General features: G+C 70.0%; 15 protein-coding genes. 1 reads left to right on the top strand and 14 read right to left on the bottom strand.

Annotation, left to right across the window (positions count from 1 at the left end; genetic code table 11):
• Positions 1-29: 29 nt before the first annotated feature.
• The 4 genes from glmM to AC07D6_RS06890 all read right to left on the bottom strand — a co-directional run bounded on the left by glmM (position 30) and on the right by AC07D6_RS06890 (position 4,388).
• Positions 30-1,388, bottom strand: coding sequence for a phosphoglucosamine mutase (gene glmM / locus AC07D6_RS06905; protein WP_479042618.1), 1,359 nt, complete (start codon positions 1,386-1,388; stop codon positions 30-32).
• 107 nt (positions 1,389-1,495) lie between these two features.
• Positions 1,496-2,014, bottom strand: a complete 519-nt coding sequence (gene rpsI, locus AC07D6_RS06900) for a 30S ribosomal protein S9 (protein ID WP_175407566.1) — start codon at positions 2,012-2,014, stop codon at positions 1,496-1,498.
• 41 nt (positions 2,015-2,055) lie between these two features.
• The gene (gene rplM, locus AC07D6_RS06895; protein WP_315876841.1) at positions 2,056-2,499 is read right to left on the bottom strand and encodes a 50S ribosomal protein L13; all 444 of its coding nucleotides are present in this window, start codon (positions 2,497-2,499) and stop codon (positions 2,056-2,058) included.
• A 266-nt stretch (positions 2,500-2,765) separates the two neighbouring features.
• On the bottom strand, positions 2,766-4,388 hold the full coding sequence (locus AC07D6_RS06890; protein ID WP_315876839.1) for an ABC-F family ATP-binding cassette domain-containing protein: 1,623 nt from the start codon (positions 4,386-4,388) through the stop codon (positions 2,766-2,768).
• Between the two features lie 56 nt (positions 4,389-4,444).
• Between AC07D6_RS06890 and AC07D6_RS06885 the strand changes: the two genes are divergently transcribed.
• Positions 4,445-5,482 (top strand): proline-rich domain-containing protein, encoded by a 1,038-nt coding sequence (locus AC07D6_RS06885; protein WP_315876838.1) that lies wholly within the window; start codon positions 4,445-4,447, stop codon positions 5,480-5,482.
• On the opposite strand, the gene truA is transcribed toward AC07D6_RS06885, so the two are convergent.
• The 10 genes from truA to secY all read right to left on the bottom strand — a co-directional run bounded on the left by truA (position 5,447) and on the right by secY (position 12,783).
• The gene (truA, locus tag AC07D6_RS06880) at positions 5,447-6,310 is read right to left on the bottom strand and encodes a tRNA pseudouridine(38-40) synthase TruA (RefSeq protein ID WP_315876837.1); all 864 of its coding nucleotides are present in this window, start codon (positions 6,308-6,310) and stop codon (positions 5,447-5,449) included. The genes AC07D6_RS06885 and truA overlap by 36 nt on opposite strands.
• 91 nt (positions 6,311-6,401) lie before the next feature.
• Positions 6,402-6,896, bottom strand: coding sequence for a 50S ribosomal protein L17 (gene rplQ, locus AC07D6_RS06875; protein ID WP_315876836.1), 495 nt, complete (start codon positions 6,894-6,896; stop codon positions 6,402-6,404).
• Positions 6,897-6,976: 80 nt separating this feature from the next.
• Positions 6,977-7,999 carry a DNA-directed RNA polymerase subunit alpha gene (locus AC07D6_RS06870; protein ID WP_003956430.1) on the bottom strand — a complete coding sequence of 341 codons (1,023 nt, stop codon included), beginning with the start codon at positions 7,997-7,999 and terminating at the stop codon, positions 6,977-6,979.
• A gap of 131 nt (positions 8,000-8,130) precedes the next feature.
• Positions 8,131-8,535 (bottom strand): 30S ribosomal protein S11, encoded by a 405-nt coding sequence (gene rpsK, locus AC07D6_RS06865; RefSeq protein WP_003956432.1) that lies wholly within the window; start codon positions 8,533-8,535, stop codon positions 8,131-8,133.
• Between the two features lie 65 nt (positions 8,536-8,600).
• Positions 8,601-8,981 (bottom strand): 30S ribosomal protein S13, encoded by a 381-nt coding sequence (gene rpsM, locus AC07D6_RS06860; RefSeq protein ID WP_315876834.1) that lies wholly within the window; start codon positions 8,979-8,981, stop codon positions 8,601-8,603.
• A gap of 190 nt (positions 8,982-9,171) precedes the next feature.
• A complete protein-coding gene (gene rpmJ, locus AC07D6_RS06855) occupies positions 9,172-9,285 on the bottom strand; it encodes a 50S ribosomal protein L36 (RefSeq protein WP_003956441.1) in 114 nt (37 codons plus the stop codon).
• Between the two features lie 58 nt (positions 9,286-9,343).
• A complete protein-coding gene (gene infA / locus AC07D6_RS06850) occupies positions 9,344-9,565 on the bottom strand; it encodes a translation initiation factor IF-1 (RefSeq protein WP_003956442.1) in 222 nt (73 codons plus the stop codon).
• Positions 9,566-9,774: 209 nt separating this feature from the next.
• Positions 9,775-10,611 carry a type I methionyl aminopeptidase gene (map, locus tag AC07D6_RS06845; RefSeq protein ID WP_315876833.1) on the bottom strand — a complete coding sequence of 279 codons (837 nt, stop codon included), beginning with the start codon at positions 10,609-10,611 and terminating at the stop codon, positions 9,775-9,777.
• Between the two features lie 193 nt (positions 10,612-10,804).
• Positions 10,805-11,464 carry an adenylate kinase gene (locus AC07D6_RS06840; protein WP_315876832.1) on the bottom strand — a complete coding sequence of 220 codons (660 nt, stop codon included), beginning with the start codon at positions 11,462-11,464 and terminating at the stop codon, positions 10,805-10,807.
• A complete protein-coding gene (gene secY, locus AC07D6_RS06835) occupies positions 11,464-12,783 on the bottom strand; it encodes a preprotein translocase subunit SecY (protein ID WP_315876831.1) in 1,320 nt (439 codons plus the stop codon). Before secY ends, AC07D6_RS06840 begins: the two co-directional genes overlap by 1 nt.
• Positions 12,784-12,908 lie beyond the last annotated feature (125 nt).

Genomic DNA, 12,908 nt, shown 5'->3' with positions numbered 1-12,908 from the left:
AACCGTGCGGGGCGCCTCCCTTCACCCGTTCAGCCCAGCGTCGCCTTCACCGCGTCCGCCAGCTGGCCCGCCACGGACCGGGCCTGCTCGATGTCCGCGGCCTCCACCATCACCCGTACGAGGGGCTCCGTACCGGACGGGCGCAGCAGGACGCGGCCGGTGGAGCCCAGCGCCCGCTCGGCGTCCGCGACGGCGATGCCCAGCTCCGCGGAGGTCTTCACGCGGCTCTTGTCGACGTTCTTGACGTTGATGAGGACCTGCGGGAGCCGCTCCATGACGCCGGCCAGCTCGGCCAGCCGCCGACCGGTCGCCGCGACGCGCGCCGCCAGCAGCAGCCCCGTCAGGGTGCCGTCGCCGGTCGTGGCGTGGTCCAGGACGATGACGTGCCCGGACTGCTCGCCGCCCAGCGCGTAGCCCCGCTCCTTCATCTCCTCCAGCACGTAGCGGTCGCCGACCGCGGTCTGGACGAGGCGCAGGCCCTCGCGCTCCATGGCGAGCTTGAAGCCCAGGTTGGACATGACCGTCGCGACGACCGTGTCGCCGCGCAGCGTGCCCGCCTCGCGCATGGCGAGGGCGAGGACGGCGAGGATCTGGTCGCCGTCGACCTCGGTGCCGGTGTGGTCCACGGCCAGGCAGCGGTCGGCGTCGCCGTCGTGGGCGATGCCCAGGTCGGCGCCGTGCTCGACGACGGCGGCCTTCAGCATGTCGAGGTGCGTGGAGCCGCAGCCGTCGTTGATGTTGAGGCCGTCCGGGGCGGCGCCGATGGTGACGACCTCGGCCCCGGCCCGCGCGAACGCGTCGGGCGACACGCGGGACGCGGCGCCGTGCGCCTCGTCGAGGACGACCTTCAGGCCGTCGAGCCGGTTGGGGAGGACGGACAGCAGGTGGGCGACGTAGTCGTCGGCGCCCCGTCCGTAGTCCTTGACGCGGCCCACGCCGGCGCCGGTCGGCCGGTCCCACGGCTCGCCGGTGCGGTGCTGCTGGTACACCGCCTCGATGCGGTCCTCCAGCTCGTCGGCGAGCTTGTGGCCGCCGCGCGCGAAGAACTTGACGCCGTTGTCCGGCATGGCGTTGTGGGAGGCGGACAGCATCACGCCGAGGTCGGCGCCGAGGGACCCGGTCAGGTACGCGACGGCCGGTGTCGGCAGGACGCCCACGCGGAGCACGTCGACGCCGGCGCTGGCGAGGCCCGCCACGACCGCGGCCTCCAGGAACTCTCCCGACGCGCGCGGATCCCGCCCGACCACCGCGATGGGCCGGTGCCCCTCGAAGGTCCCCGCTTCGGCGAGTACGTGGGCCGCCGCCACGGACAGGCCGAGCGCGAGCTCCGCCGTCAGATCCGCATTGGCGACACCGCGCACGCCGTCCGTGCCGAAGAGTCGTCCCACAACCGTCCTCCGAAAGACTTACTGATGGACCAAGGAGAAACGTACGCCCCGGCGGCACGGGAGTGCCGCCGGGGCGTACGTACGAGCAGACCGAGCAGGCGCGGTGATTAGCGCTTGCTGTACTGCGGCGCCTTGCGGGCCTTCTTCAGACCGGCCTTCTTCCGCTCGACCGCGCGGTCGTCGCGGCTCAGGAAGCCGGCCTTCTTCAGCGGGCCGCGGTTGTTGTCCACGTCCGCCTCGTTCAGGGCACGGGCCACGCCGAGGCGCAGGGCGCCGGCCTGGCCGGAGACGCCGCCACCCGCGATGCGGGCGATGACGTCGTAGCGGCCCTCGAGCTCGAGCACCTTGAAGGGCTCGTTGACTTCCTGCTGGTGCACCTTGTTCGGGAAGTAGTCCTCAAGGGTGCGACCGTTGATCTTCCACTTGCCGGTGCCCGGGACGATCCGGACGCGGGCGATGGCGTTCTTGCGGCGGCCCAGGCCGGCGGCCGGCTGCGGCTCGCCGAAGCGGGAGGCCAGGGACTCCGAGGTGTACTCGCCCTCGACGGGGGCCTCGGACTCGAAGGTGGTGACCTCGGCGTAGGTCTCCTCGCCCTCGATGGGGTTCTCAACAGTGGTCTCGGCCACGATGCTCCTCAGATTCTCTTCGTCTTAGGGGGTGGCCGGACTTACTGCGCGACCTGGGTGATCTCGAACGGGACCGGCTGCTGAGCAGCGTGGGGGTGGTTCTCACCCGCGTAGACCTTCAGCTTCGAGAGCATCTGACGGCCCAGGGAGTTCTTCGGGAGCATCCCCTTGACGGCCTTCTCGATGGCCTTCTCGGGGTTCTTGGCGAGGAGCTCGTCGTAGCGGACGGAACGCAGACCACCCGGGTAGCCGGAGTGGCGGTACGCCATCTTCTGGGTCCGCTTGTTGCCGGACAGGTGCACCTTGTCGGCGTTGATGATGATGACGAAGTCACCAGCGTCGACGTGCGGCGCGTAGATCGGCTTGTGCTTGCCCCGGAGAAGGGTGGCGGCGGTGGAGGCCAGGCGACCCAGGACGACGTCCTGGGCGTCAATGACGTGCCACTGGCGAGTGACATCGCCGGGCTTGGGGCTGTACGTACGCACGGTCGTAGCCTTCGCTTCTTCAGTGAGTGGGTCCTGTCAAGGCCACCACGGACGATCACGACAGCCATGACCACACGTCGGTGACGCAAACCGAGTGCAGGTCGCTGGTCATCGGCCCGGTGGACCGGCGTAACGGCCTCTCACGTGAGATCGAGCAAGCCAATACGCATAACGAACCAGAAGGATACGCGGCGTCCCCCACGCGGGTCAAAACGACGCCCCCGGACCTGCCCCGGACCGGCCCGTACCACCGCCCCACGCCCCGCCTACCGCTTCCGCTCCACCCGCCGCTCGTCCCACACCGGCTCCGCCGTCTCCCGCACGACGCCGTCCGACCCGAAGACCAGGTACCGGTCGAAGGAGCGCGCGAACCACCGGTCGTGCGTCACGGCCAGCACCGTCCCCTCGTACGCCTCCAGCCCCGCCTGGAGGGCCTCCGCCGACTCCAGGTCCAGGTTGTCCGTCGGTTCGTCCAGCAGCAGCGCCGTGGCCCCCGACAGCTCCAGGAGCAGGATCTGGAACCGCGCCTGCTGCCCGCCCGACAGCCGCCCGAACGGCTGGTCGCCCTGCCGCTCCAGCTCGTACCGCCGCAGCGCCGACATCGCGCCGCCCCGGTCCTTGGAGTGCTCGGTCCACAGGATGTCGACGAGCGTCCGGCCCTCCAGCTCGGGATGGGCGTGGGTCTGCGCGAAGTGGCCGGGCACGACCCGCGCGCCCAGCTTCCACGCACCGGTGTGCGCCACCGACGGGTCGCCCGCCAGGAGCCGCAGGAAGTGCGACTTCCCCGACCCGTTCGACCCCAGGACGGCGACCCGCTCCCCGTAGAAGACCTCCAGGTCGAACGGCTTCATCAGCCCGGTGAGCTCCAGCCCCCGGCACTCCACCGCCCGCACCCCGGTCCGGCCGCCCCGCAGCCGCATCCGGATGTCCTGCTCGCGCGGCGGCTCCGGCGGCGGCCCCGCCTCCTCGAACTTCCGCAGCCGCGTCTGCGCGGCCTGGTAGCGGGAGGCCAGCCCGTCGTTGTACGCCGCCTTGTTCTTCAACGTGTGGACCAGCTGCTTGAGCTGCGCGTGCTTCTCCGCCCAGCGCCGCTGCAGCTCCTCGAACCGCGCGAACCGCTCCCGCCGCGCCTCGTGGAACGTCGCGAAGCCGCCGCCGTGCACCCACACGTCCGACCCGGCCGGGCCCGGCTCCACCGCGACGATCTTCTGCGCGGCCCGCGCCAGCAGCTCCCGGTCGTGCGACACGAACAGCACGGTCTTGCGCGTCTCGCCGAGCCGCTCCTCCAGCCACCGCTTGCCCGGGACGTCGAGGTAGTTGTCCGGCTCGTCGAGCAGCAGCACCTCGTCGGAGCCGCGCAGCAGCGCCTCCAGCACCAGCCGCTTCTGCTCGCCGCCGCTGAGCGTGCGCACCTCGCGGAACTGGGCCCGCTCGTACGGGACGCCCAGCGCCGCCGTGGTGCACACGTCCCACAGCGTCTCCGCCTCGTAGCCGCGCGCCTCCGCCCAGTCGCTGAGCGCCTGCGCGTACCGCATCTGCGCGGCCTCGTCGTCGACCGTCATGATCAGGTGCTCGGCCTCGTCGACCGCCGCCGCCGCCTGCCTGATCCGCGGCGGCGCCACCGACACGAGCAGGTCGCGCACCGTGCGGTCGTCCCGCACGGACCCCACGAACTGCGGCATCACCCCGAGACCGCCGCTCACCGCGACCGTCCCGCCGTGCGGCTGCGCCTCCCCCGCGACCAGCCTCAGCAGCGTCGTCTTGCCCGCGCCGTTCGGACCGACGAGGGCGACCACGGCGCCCTCCCCGACCCGGAACGACACATCACCGAGCAGCGCCCGCCCGTCCGGCAGGTAGTACTCCAGGTGCGCGACCTCCAGATGTCCCATGGGCCGCATTCTGACCGCCGACCGGGCCCGCGCCCAACCCGATTAGGATGCGCGGCATGAGCTTTGGGGGACCGCAGTGGCCGCAGGAGCCGCACCAGCCGGACGGCGGCTCCGGCCACGTCCCGTACGGGGGCGGGCCGCAGAACCCGCCCTACGGCCAGGACCAGGCGCCGTACGGCCAGGGCCAGCCCCCGTACGGCCAGAACCAGGCGTCCTACGGGCAGGGCCGGCCCCCGTACGGGCAGCAGCAGCCCGCCTCCCCGTTCGGCGCCCGGAACGACGGCACCCCGGACTGGGGCGCCCTGGCCGAGGCGTCCGAGGCACGGCAGCGCCGTAAGCGCTGGCTCGTCGCGGGCGGCGGCGTCCTCGCCACGGCCGCCGTCGCCACCGTCGTCGCCGTCGCGGTCGTCACCACCGACGGCGACGCCCCGGACGTCCGGACCGGCGGCACCGCCACCACGCTCCCCGGCGGCGCCGAACTGCCGACCGGCGGGGCCGGCCCGCAGCCGTCGTTCTCCTCCGTCGCCCCGCCGCCCCCGCCGGACCCGATGGACTTCATCTCCTCGGCCGGCAAGGACCGGGCCCCGCTCAGCGCGGAGAGCCTGTTCCCCGGCAAGAAGCTCACCTTCGGCGACCGCGTCTACGCCAAGGGCGCCACCAGCTCCACGACGAACTGCGCGTCCGCCGGCAAGGACGGCCTCGGCGCGGTCCTCCAGCGGCACGGCTGCACCCGCGTCATCCGCGCCACGTACACGAGGGACGGCGTCGCCGTCACCGTCGGCGTCGCCCTCTTCGCCGACCGGTCCCAGGCCCTCGGGGCGAAGCAGGACGCCCGCGGCGGCGTCACCCCGCTCGCCGGCGGCGGCGTCGGGGACTTCTGCCGCGCCACGGTCTGCCTGCGCCGCTCGAACGCGCTGGGCCGCTACGCGTACTTCACCCAGGCCGGCTTCACCAGCGGCCGGAAGGTCACCACGTCCGACACGGCCGTCTTCAAGACCAGCGACGACCTGGCCCGTTTCACCTTCAACCAGATCTACGCCCGCGGTCGTGCCCAGGCGTCAGCAGCAGCCACCGCGCCCGCCGGGGGGCAGTGACCGCCTGTTGCGGGCCTCCCGGTTGCGGGCGGCCAGCAGCTCGTCCGCCGGGTAGCCGACCTCCTCCAGGGTGAGCCCGTGGGGCCGTACGACGTGCACGGCCGAGTCCCGCACCCCGGCGGCCAGCACCTTCGCCGGCCAGTCCACGGGCCGGTGCCCGTCGCCGACGAACAGCATCGCGCCGACGAGCGAGCGCACCATGTTGTGGCAGAACGCGTCGGCCCGCACGGTCGCCTCCAGCACGCCGCCGGGCAGCCGCTCCCAGCGCAGCTCCTGGAGGGTGCGGATGGTGGTGGCCCCGTCGCGCTTCTTGCAGTACGCGGCGAAGTCGTGCTCGCCCAGCAGCCGCTCGGCGGCCGCGTTCATGGCGTCCAGGTCCAGCGGCCAGTCGTGCCACAGGACGTGTCCGCGCAGCAGCGGGTCGACTCCGCCGGGGTTGTCGGTGACGCGGTACGCGTAGCGGCGCCAGATCGCGGAGAACCGCGCGTTGAAACCGGGCGGCGCCTCCTCGACGCGCCAGATCCGCACGTCGTGCGCGAGCCGCCCGGCCAGCCGCCGCAGCAGCTTGTCCCGGTGCTCGGCCCACACCTCCCCGGGCAGGTCGACGTGGGCGACCTGGCCGCGGGCGTGCACCCCGGCGTCGGTGCGGCCGGCGACGGTCAGCTCGTACGTGCGCGTGGACCGCGTGACGGTGCGCAGGGCGTCCTCGATCTCGCCCTGCACGGTGCGCCGCCCGCCGGCCTGCTTGGCCCACCCGTGGAAGTCCTTGCCGTCGTACGACAGGTCCAGCCGCACCCGTACGAACCCGGGCTCCACCTCATCGCTCACGCGAAGGATCCTCTCAAACCTGGAACAACACGGGACGGGCCCGCCCCCGCAAGGGGACGGACCCGTCCGTCAGCCGTGGCCGTCAGAACGCTCAGGCGTCCTTCGACTCCTCGGCCGGGGCCTCGGCGGCGTCGTCGGCCTTGGTCTCCTCGACCTTGGTCTCCTCGGCCTCCTTCACCGCGCGCTTGGTCGCGGCCTCGGCCTCGGCGACGGTCGCCTTCTTGGCGATCTCGCCCTCGACCAGCTCGATGACCGCCATCGGGGCGTTGTCGCCACGACGGTTGCCGATCTTGGTGATACGGGTGTAGCCACCCGGGCGCTCGGCGTAGCGCGGGGCGATCTCGGTGAAGAGCGTGTGGACGATGCCCTTGTCCGTGATCGTCTGCAGCACCAGGCGACGGTTGTGGATGTCGCCCTTCTTCGCCTTGGTGATCAGGCGCTCGGCGACCGGACGCAGGCGGCGGGCCTTGGCCTCGGTCGTGGTGATGCGGCCGTGCTCGAAGAGCGACTTCGCGAGGTTCGCGAGGAGCAGCTTCTCGTGCGCGGCGCTGCCGCCCAGACGGGCACCCTTGGCGGGCTTCGGCATGGTGTTTCTCCTTGTGATCTGCACCGGCCGTATCAGGTACCGGTGTCAGGGCCCCGCGGGCGGACGCCCACGGGCAGGTATCAGTACTGCTCGGTCTCGACGAAGCCCGCGTCCGCGTCGTCGTCGGCGCCGAAGGCGTCGGCGGCGGCGGTCGGGTCGAATCCGGGCGGGCTGTCCTTCAGGGCCAGGCCCATGCCGGCCAGCTTCGCCTTGACCTCGTCGATCGACTTCGCACCGAAGTTGCGGATGTCGAGCAGGTCGGCCTCGGAGCGGGCGACGAGCTCACCCACGGAGTGGATGCCCTCGCGCTTGAGGCAGTTGTAGGAGCGGACCGTGAGCTCCAGCTCCTCGATCGGCAGCGCGAGGTCGGCGGCGAGGGCGGCGTCCGTCGGGGACGGGCCCATGTCGATGCCCTCGGCGTCGATGTTCAGCTCGCGGGCGAGACCGAACAGCTCGACCAGGGTCTTGCCGGCGGACGCCATGGCGTCGCGCGGGCGCATGGCCTGCTTGGTCTCGACGTCGACGATGAGCTTGTCGAAGTCGGTGCGCTGCTCGACTCGGGTCGCCTCGACCTTGTAGGTGACCTTGAGGACCGGCGAGTAGATGGAGTCGACCGGGATGCGGCCGATCTCCTGGCCGACCTGCTTGTTCTGCACGGCGGAGACGTAGCCGCGACCGCGCTCGACGGTCAGCTCCATCTCCAGCTTGCCCTTGCCGTTGAGCGTGGCGAGCACCAGGTCGGGGTTGTGGACCTCGACACCGGCCGGCGGGGCGATGTCGGCGGCGGTCACGAGGCCCGGGCCCTGCTTGCGCAGGTACATGACGACGGGCTCGTCGTGCTCGCTGGACACGACCAGCTGCTTGATGTTGAGGATGAGGTCGGTGACGTCCTCCTTGACACCCGGCACGGTGGTGAACTCGTGCAGGACGCCGTCGATGCGGATGGACGTGACGGCCGCACCCGGGATCGAGGAGAGGAGCGTACGGCGGAGGCTGTTGCCGAGCGTGTAGCCGAAGCCCGGCTCCAGCGGCTCGATGACGAACCGCGAGCGGTACTCGTCGACAACCTCTTCGGTCAGCGAGGGACGCTGAGCGATCAGCATGGTCTTTTCCTTCAGTCGTGGACGCCCGCTATTTGACGTCCTCGGATACAGCAAGGGTACGGGCGGAAAGTCCCGGAAGGGTCTTTCCGCCCGAACCTCACATCAGCCGCAGGTGCGTGACGCACCTGGGGTCAGACGCGCCTCCGCTTCGGGGGGCGGCAGCCGTTGTGCGGGGTCGGCGTGACGTCCTGGATGGAGCCGACCTCCAGGCCGGTCGCCTGCAGGGAGCGGATCGCGGTCTCACGACCGGAGCCCGGGCCCTTGACGAAGACGTCGACCTTGCGCATGCCGTGCTCCTGCGCGCGGCGGGCGGCCGACTCGGCGGCCATCTGCGCGGCGAACGGAGTCGACTTGCGGGAGCCCTTGAAGCCGACGTGGCCGGCGGAGGCCCAGGAGATCACGTTGCCGGACGGGTCCGTGATCGAAACGATCGTGTTGTTGAACGTGCTCTTGATGTGCGCGTGGCCGTGAGCGACGTTCTTCTTTTCCTTGCGGCGCACCTTCTTGGCAGCGCCCTGACGTCCCTTGGGGGGCATCTCTTAACTCCTACGGGAGGTGGTCGGTCCTACAGCGAAGACCGTGGACAGTCGTCCGCTGCGGACTACTTCTTGCCCGGCTTCTTCTTGCCGGCGATGGCGCGACGCGGGCCCTTGCGGGTACGGGCGTTCGTGCTGGTGCGCTGACCGCGGACCGGCAGACCACGGCGGTGGCGCAGACCCTGGTACGTGCCGATCTCGACCTTGCGGCGGATGTCGGCCTGGACCTCGCGACGGAGGTCACCCTCGGTCTTGATGTTGTTGTCCACGTACTCGCGGATCTTGACCAGGTCCTCCTCGGACAGGTCACGAACGCGGGTGTTCGGGTTCACACCGGTGGCGGCGAGGGTCTCCTTCGCCAGGGTGCGGCCGATGCCGAAGACGTAGGTGAGTGCGACCTCCACGCGCTTGTCGCGCGGGATGTCAACACCGGAAACGCGTGCCATTCACTGGCTCCTGTGTGTTCGGGGGTCTTCCGCAATGCCGTTCTCTGGCCGCCGTACGAGGTACGGACCAGGTCCCCGGCCCCCGCCGGAGGTGTCGCCAGCCGGAATGGCCCGGCGGGCACTGCGTATGTACGGGTTACTTGCGTCGCGCGTGAGCTGCGAGGTGCAGGTAGGTGTAGGTCGGCGTGCGTCAGCCCTGGCGCTGCTTGTGGCGCAGGTTGTCGCAGATGACCATGACCCGGCCGTGGCGGCGGATCACCTTGCACTTGTCGCAGATCTTCTTGACGCTCGGCTTGACCTTCATGGGATGTGAGGTTCTCCGGGTCAGTGCCAGCACCCCGTGGGAGGGGCGCGGACAAGATCTACTTGTAGCGGTAGACGATCCGGCCACGCGTCAGGTCGTACGGAGACAGCTCCACGACGACCCGGTCATCCGGGAGGATACGGATGTAGTGCATCCGCATCTTGCCGCTGATGTGCGCGAGGACCTTGTGACCGTTCTGGAGCTCCACCTTGAACATGGCGTTCGGCAGGGACTCGATCACGGTGCCCTCAATCTCGATGGCACCTTGCTTCTTGGCCACGCTTCGCCCTTCGAATCGGCTACCTTGATCGACTTTCGCTGCCGCGTGCGGGCACGCTGGTATACGAGAGCCGACGCATCAGTCTACGCGAGCCCCTACGAAAAGACGAATCCCCCAGCCTCCCCAGCTTCCGAGATCGCTAAGCCCGACCCCGCCCGGGCGGTCCCGGGACGGCTCGGTCGGGGTCGGACCGGGCGGGCCGGAGGCCGTCAGGCCAGGGGGTCCGGGGCGGCCGTGACGCCCAGCTCCGCGAGCTTCGCCCTGCCGCCGTCCGGGGCCGTGAGCACCAGGGGGCCGTCCTCCGTCAGGGCCACCGAGTGCTCCCAGTGGGAGGACCACGTGCCGTCCGTCGTGATGACGGTCCAGTCGTCCTCCAGGACCTCCGTGCGCGGCGTGCCGAGGGACACCATCGGCTCGATCGCCAGGCAGAAGCCGGGCACCAGCTTCGGGCCCTTGCCGCGCTTGCGCGACACGTAGTTCAGCAGGTGCGGGTCCATGTGCATCTCGCTGCCGATGCCGTGGCCGCCGTAGTCCTCGATGATCCCGTACTTGCCGCCGCCCGGCCTCGGCTGCCGGCGGATGTACGTCTCGATGGCGCGGGAGATGTCCACCAGCCGGTTGCCGTTCTTCATCGCGGCGATGCCGGCCCACATCGACGCCTCGGTCACCCGCGACAGCTCCAGCAGCTCCGGCGCGTGTCCGGACCCGACGAACGCCGTGTACGCCGCGTCGCCGTGCCAGCCGTCGACGATGGCGCCCGCGTCGATCGAGATGATGTCGCCGTCCTTCAGGACGACGTCCTCGCTCGGGATGCCGTGGACCACGACCTCGTTCACCGAGGTGCAGATCGTCGCCGGGAACCCGCCGTACCCCAGGAAGTTCGACTTCGCCCCGTGCTCGGCGAGGACCTTCCGCGCCGCCTCGTCCAGGTCCCTGGTGGTGGCGCCGGGCACGGCCACCTCGCGCGTCGCCGCGTGGATGGCCGCGACGACCAGCCCCGCCTCGCGCATCTTCGCGATCTGCTCCGGGGTCTTGATCTGCACCATGACGGCAAACGCCTTTCTCGGACTTCTCGACGGTCGAGCGGAAGCTCTCGGTACCACGATACGGGCGGGCCCGCGCCAACGGCTTCGGCCGCGGCACCCGGGAAGGGCACCGCGGCCGAAGCGCGGAACGTGCGCGGGTGCCCCCGTCCGGGCGGAGCCGGAACCTCGGGGACGTACCGCAGGCCGGCGGGGCCTACGCGGCGTGCTCGCCGCGCAGCGCCGCCATGGCCCGGTCGGTCACCTCGTCGACCTTGCCGAGCGCGGAGATCGTGACCACCAGGCCCTGGGCCCGGTAGTGGTCGATGATCGGCTCGGTCTGCGTGTGGTAGACCTCCAGCCGCGTGCGGACCGTCTCCTCCGAGTCGTCGTCGCGCTGGTACAGCTCGCCGCCGCAGACGTCGCAGACGCCCTCCTGCTTCGGCGGGGAGTACGTCACGTGGAAGACGTGCGCGCTGTCGTTGCGGCAGATGCGACGGCCGGCGATCCGCTTCACGACCTCGTCCTCGGGGACCTCCAGGTCCAGGACGGCGTCCAGCTTCATGTCCGCGGCCTCGAGCGTCGCGTCGAGCGCCTTGGCCTGGGCGACGTTGCGCGGGAAGCCGTCGAGCAGGAAGCCGCTCTCGGCGTCCGGCTGCTCCATGCGGTCCTTGGCCATCCCGATCGTGACCTCGTCGGGCACCAGGTTGCCGGCGTCCATGTACGCCTTGGCCTGCTTGCCCAGCTCCGTGCCCTGACTGATGTTTGCCCGGAACAGGTCACCCGTGGAGATGTGCGGAATCGAGAGATTCCTGGCAAGGAACGCGGCCTGCGTACCCTTGCCGGCTCCGGGTGGTCCGACGAGGACGATTCGCATCAGCGGAGGAACCCTTCGTAATTGCGCTGCTGGAGCTGGCTCTCGATCTGCTTCACGGTCTCCAGCCCCACACCCACGATGATGAGGATGCTCGTCCCGCCGAACGGGAAGTTGGCGTTCGCACCGCCGAAGCCCGCCAACGCCATCGTCGGCACAAGAGCGATCAGACCCAGGTACAGCGAGCCGGGCCAAGTGATCCGGTTGAGCACGTAGCTCAAGTACTCAGCAGTAGGTCGACCAGCCCGGATGCCCGGGATGAAGCCACCATACTTCTTCATGTTGTCGGCCACTTCCTCGGGGTTGAAGGAGATGGCCACATAGAAGAAGGCGAAGAACACGATGAGGAAGAAGTAGATCACCGTGTGGATGGGCTTGCCGTCCACCAAATGCTGCTGAATCCACGCAGACCATCCCGACGTGCTGTTGCCGGCGAACTGGACGATCAGGATCGGGATGTAGAGCAGCGACGAGGCGAAGATGACGGGAATCACACCCGCCTGGTTCACCTTGAGAGGGATGTACGTCGAGGTGCCGCCGTACGAGCGGCGACCGATCATGCGCTTCGCGTACTGGACCGGGATCCGGCGCTGGGCCTGCTCGACGAAGACCACCAGGGCGACCATCACGAAGCCGATCAGGATGACCGTGCCGAACTCGATCCAGCCCTTGGCGAGCTTGCCGCTCTCCTTGATGGCCCACAGGGAGCCGGGGAAGCCGGCGGCGATCGAGATGAACATCAGGATCGACATGCCGTTGCCGACGCCGCGGTCGGTGATCAGCTCACCGAGCCACATGACGAGGGCCGTGCCGGCGGTCATGGTGATCACCATGACGACGATGGTGAAGATCGACTGGTTGGGGACGATCTGGCTGGCGACGCTGCAGCCGCTGAACAGCGCACCACTCTTGGCGGTGGCCACCAGGCCGGTGCCCTGCAGGATGGCCAGGGCGACGGTCAGGTAACGCGTGTACTGCGTGATCTTCGTCTGCCCGGACTGACCCTCCTTCTTCAGGGCCTCAAGCCGCGGGATGACCACGGTCAGCAGCTGAAGGATGATGCTCGCCGTGATGTACGGCATGATGCCGAGCGCGAAGATGGTGATCTGCAGCAGGGCACCACCGCTGAACATGTCCATCAGGCCGAGCAGGTTGTTGTTCCCCTGCTGGGCCTGCTTGACACATTGCTGGACGTTCTCGTAGTCCACACCGGGAACGGGGATGTGCGCACCGAGCCGGTAGAGCACGATGATGCCGAACGTGAAGAGCAGCTTCTTACGCAGGTCGGGCGTCTTGAACGCCCGGGCGAACGCGGTGAGCACGGTGCCTCCTGCGACCCCCGAGCTAGCGCGTCAGAGGCGACGGGTTTGAAGAATCAGCGGTTACTTGGCAGGGCGGCACTGTGCTGGCACAGGCCGCCCGAAGATTAATGGCGCCACCCTACCCG

This window comes from Streptomyces sp. NPDC045287 (assembly GCF_056432325.1).
Note: the sequence above shows the minus strand (reverse complement) of the source record. Positions and strands in the feature narration are given on the sequence as shown.

What these genes read in the sequence shown, in the direction of transcription:
- AC07D6_RS06870 (WP_003956430.1), bottom strand. Translation starts at nt 7,999, where the DNA reads ATGCTGATCGCTCAGCGTCCCTCGCTGACCGAAGAGGTTGTCGACGAG.
- rpsM (WP_315876834.1), bottom strand. Translation starts at nt 8,981, where the DNA reads ATGGCACGCGTTTCCGGTGTTGACATCCCGCGCGACAAGCGCGTGGAG.
- AC07D6_RS06885 (WP_315876838.1), top strand. Translation starts at nt 4,445, where the DNA reads ATGAGCTTTGGGGGACCGCAGTGGCCGCAGGAGCCGCACCAGCCGGAC.
- map (WP_315876833.1), bottom strand. Translation starts at nt 10,611, where the DNA reads ATGGTGCAGATCAAGACCCCGGAGCAGATCGCGAAGATGCGCGAGGCG.
- rpmJ (WP_003956441.1), bottom strand. Translation starts at nt 9,285, where the DNA reads ATGAAGGTCAAGCCGAGCGTCAAGAAGATCTGCGACAAGTGCAAGGTG.
- rpsK (WP_003956432.1), bottom strand. Translation starts at nt 8,535, where the DNA reads ATGCCCCCCAAGGGACGTCAGGGCGCTGCCAAGAAGGTGCGCCGCAAG.
- AC07D6_RS06890 (WP_315876839.1), bottom strand. Translation starts at nt 4,388, where the DNA reads ATGGGACATCTGGAGGTCGCGCACCTGGAGTACTACCTGCCGGACGGG.
- rplQ (WP_315876836.1), bottom strand. Translation starts at nt 6,896, where the DNA reads ATGCCGAAGCCCGCCAAGGGTGCCCGTCTGGGCGGCAGCGCCGCGCAC.
- AC07D6_RS06840 (WP_315876832.1), bottom strand. Translation starts at nt 11,464, where the DNA reads ATGCGAATCGTCCTCGTCGGACCACCCGGAGCCGGCAAGGGTACGCAG.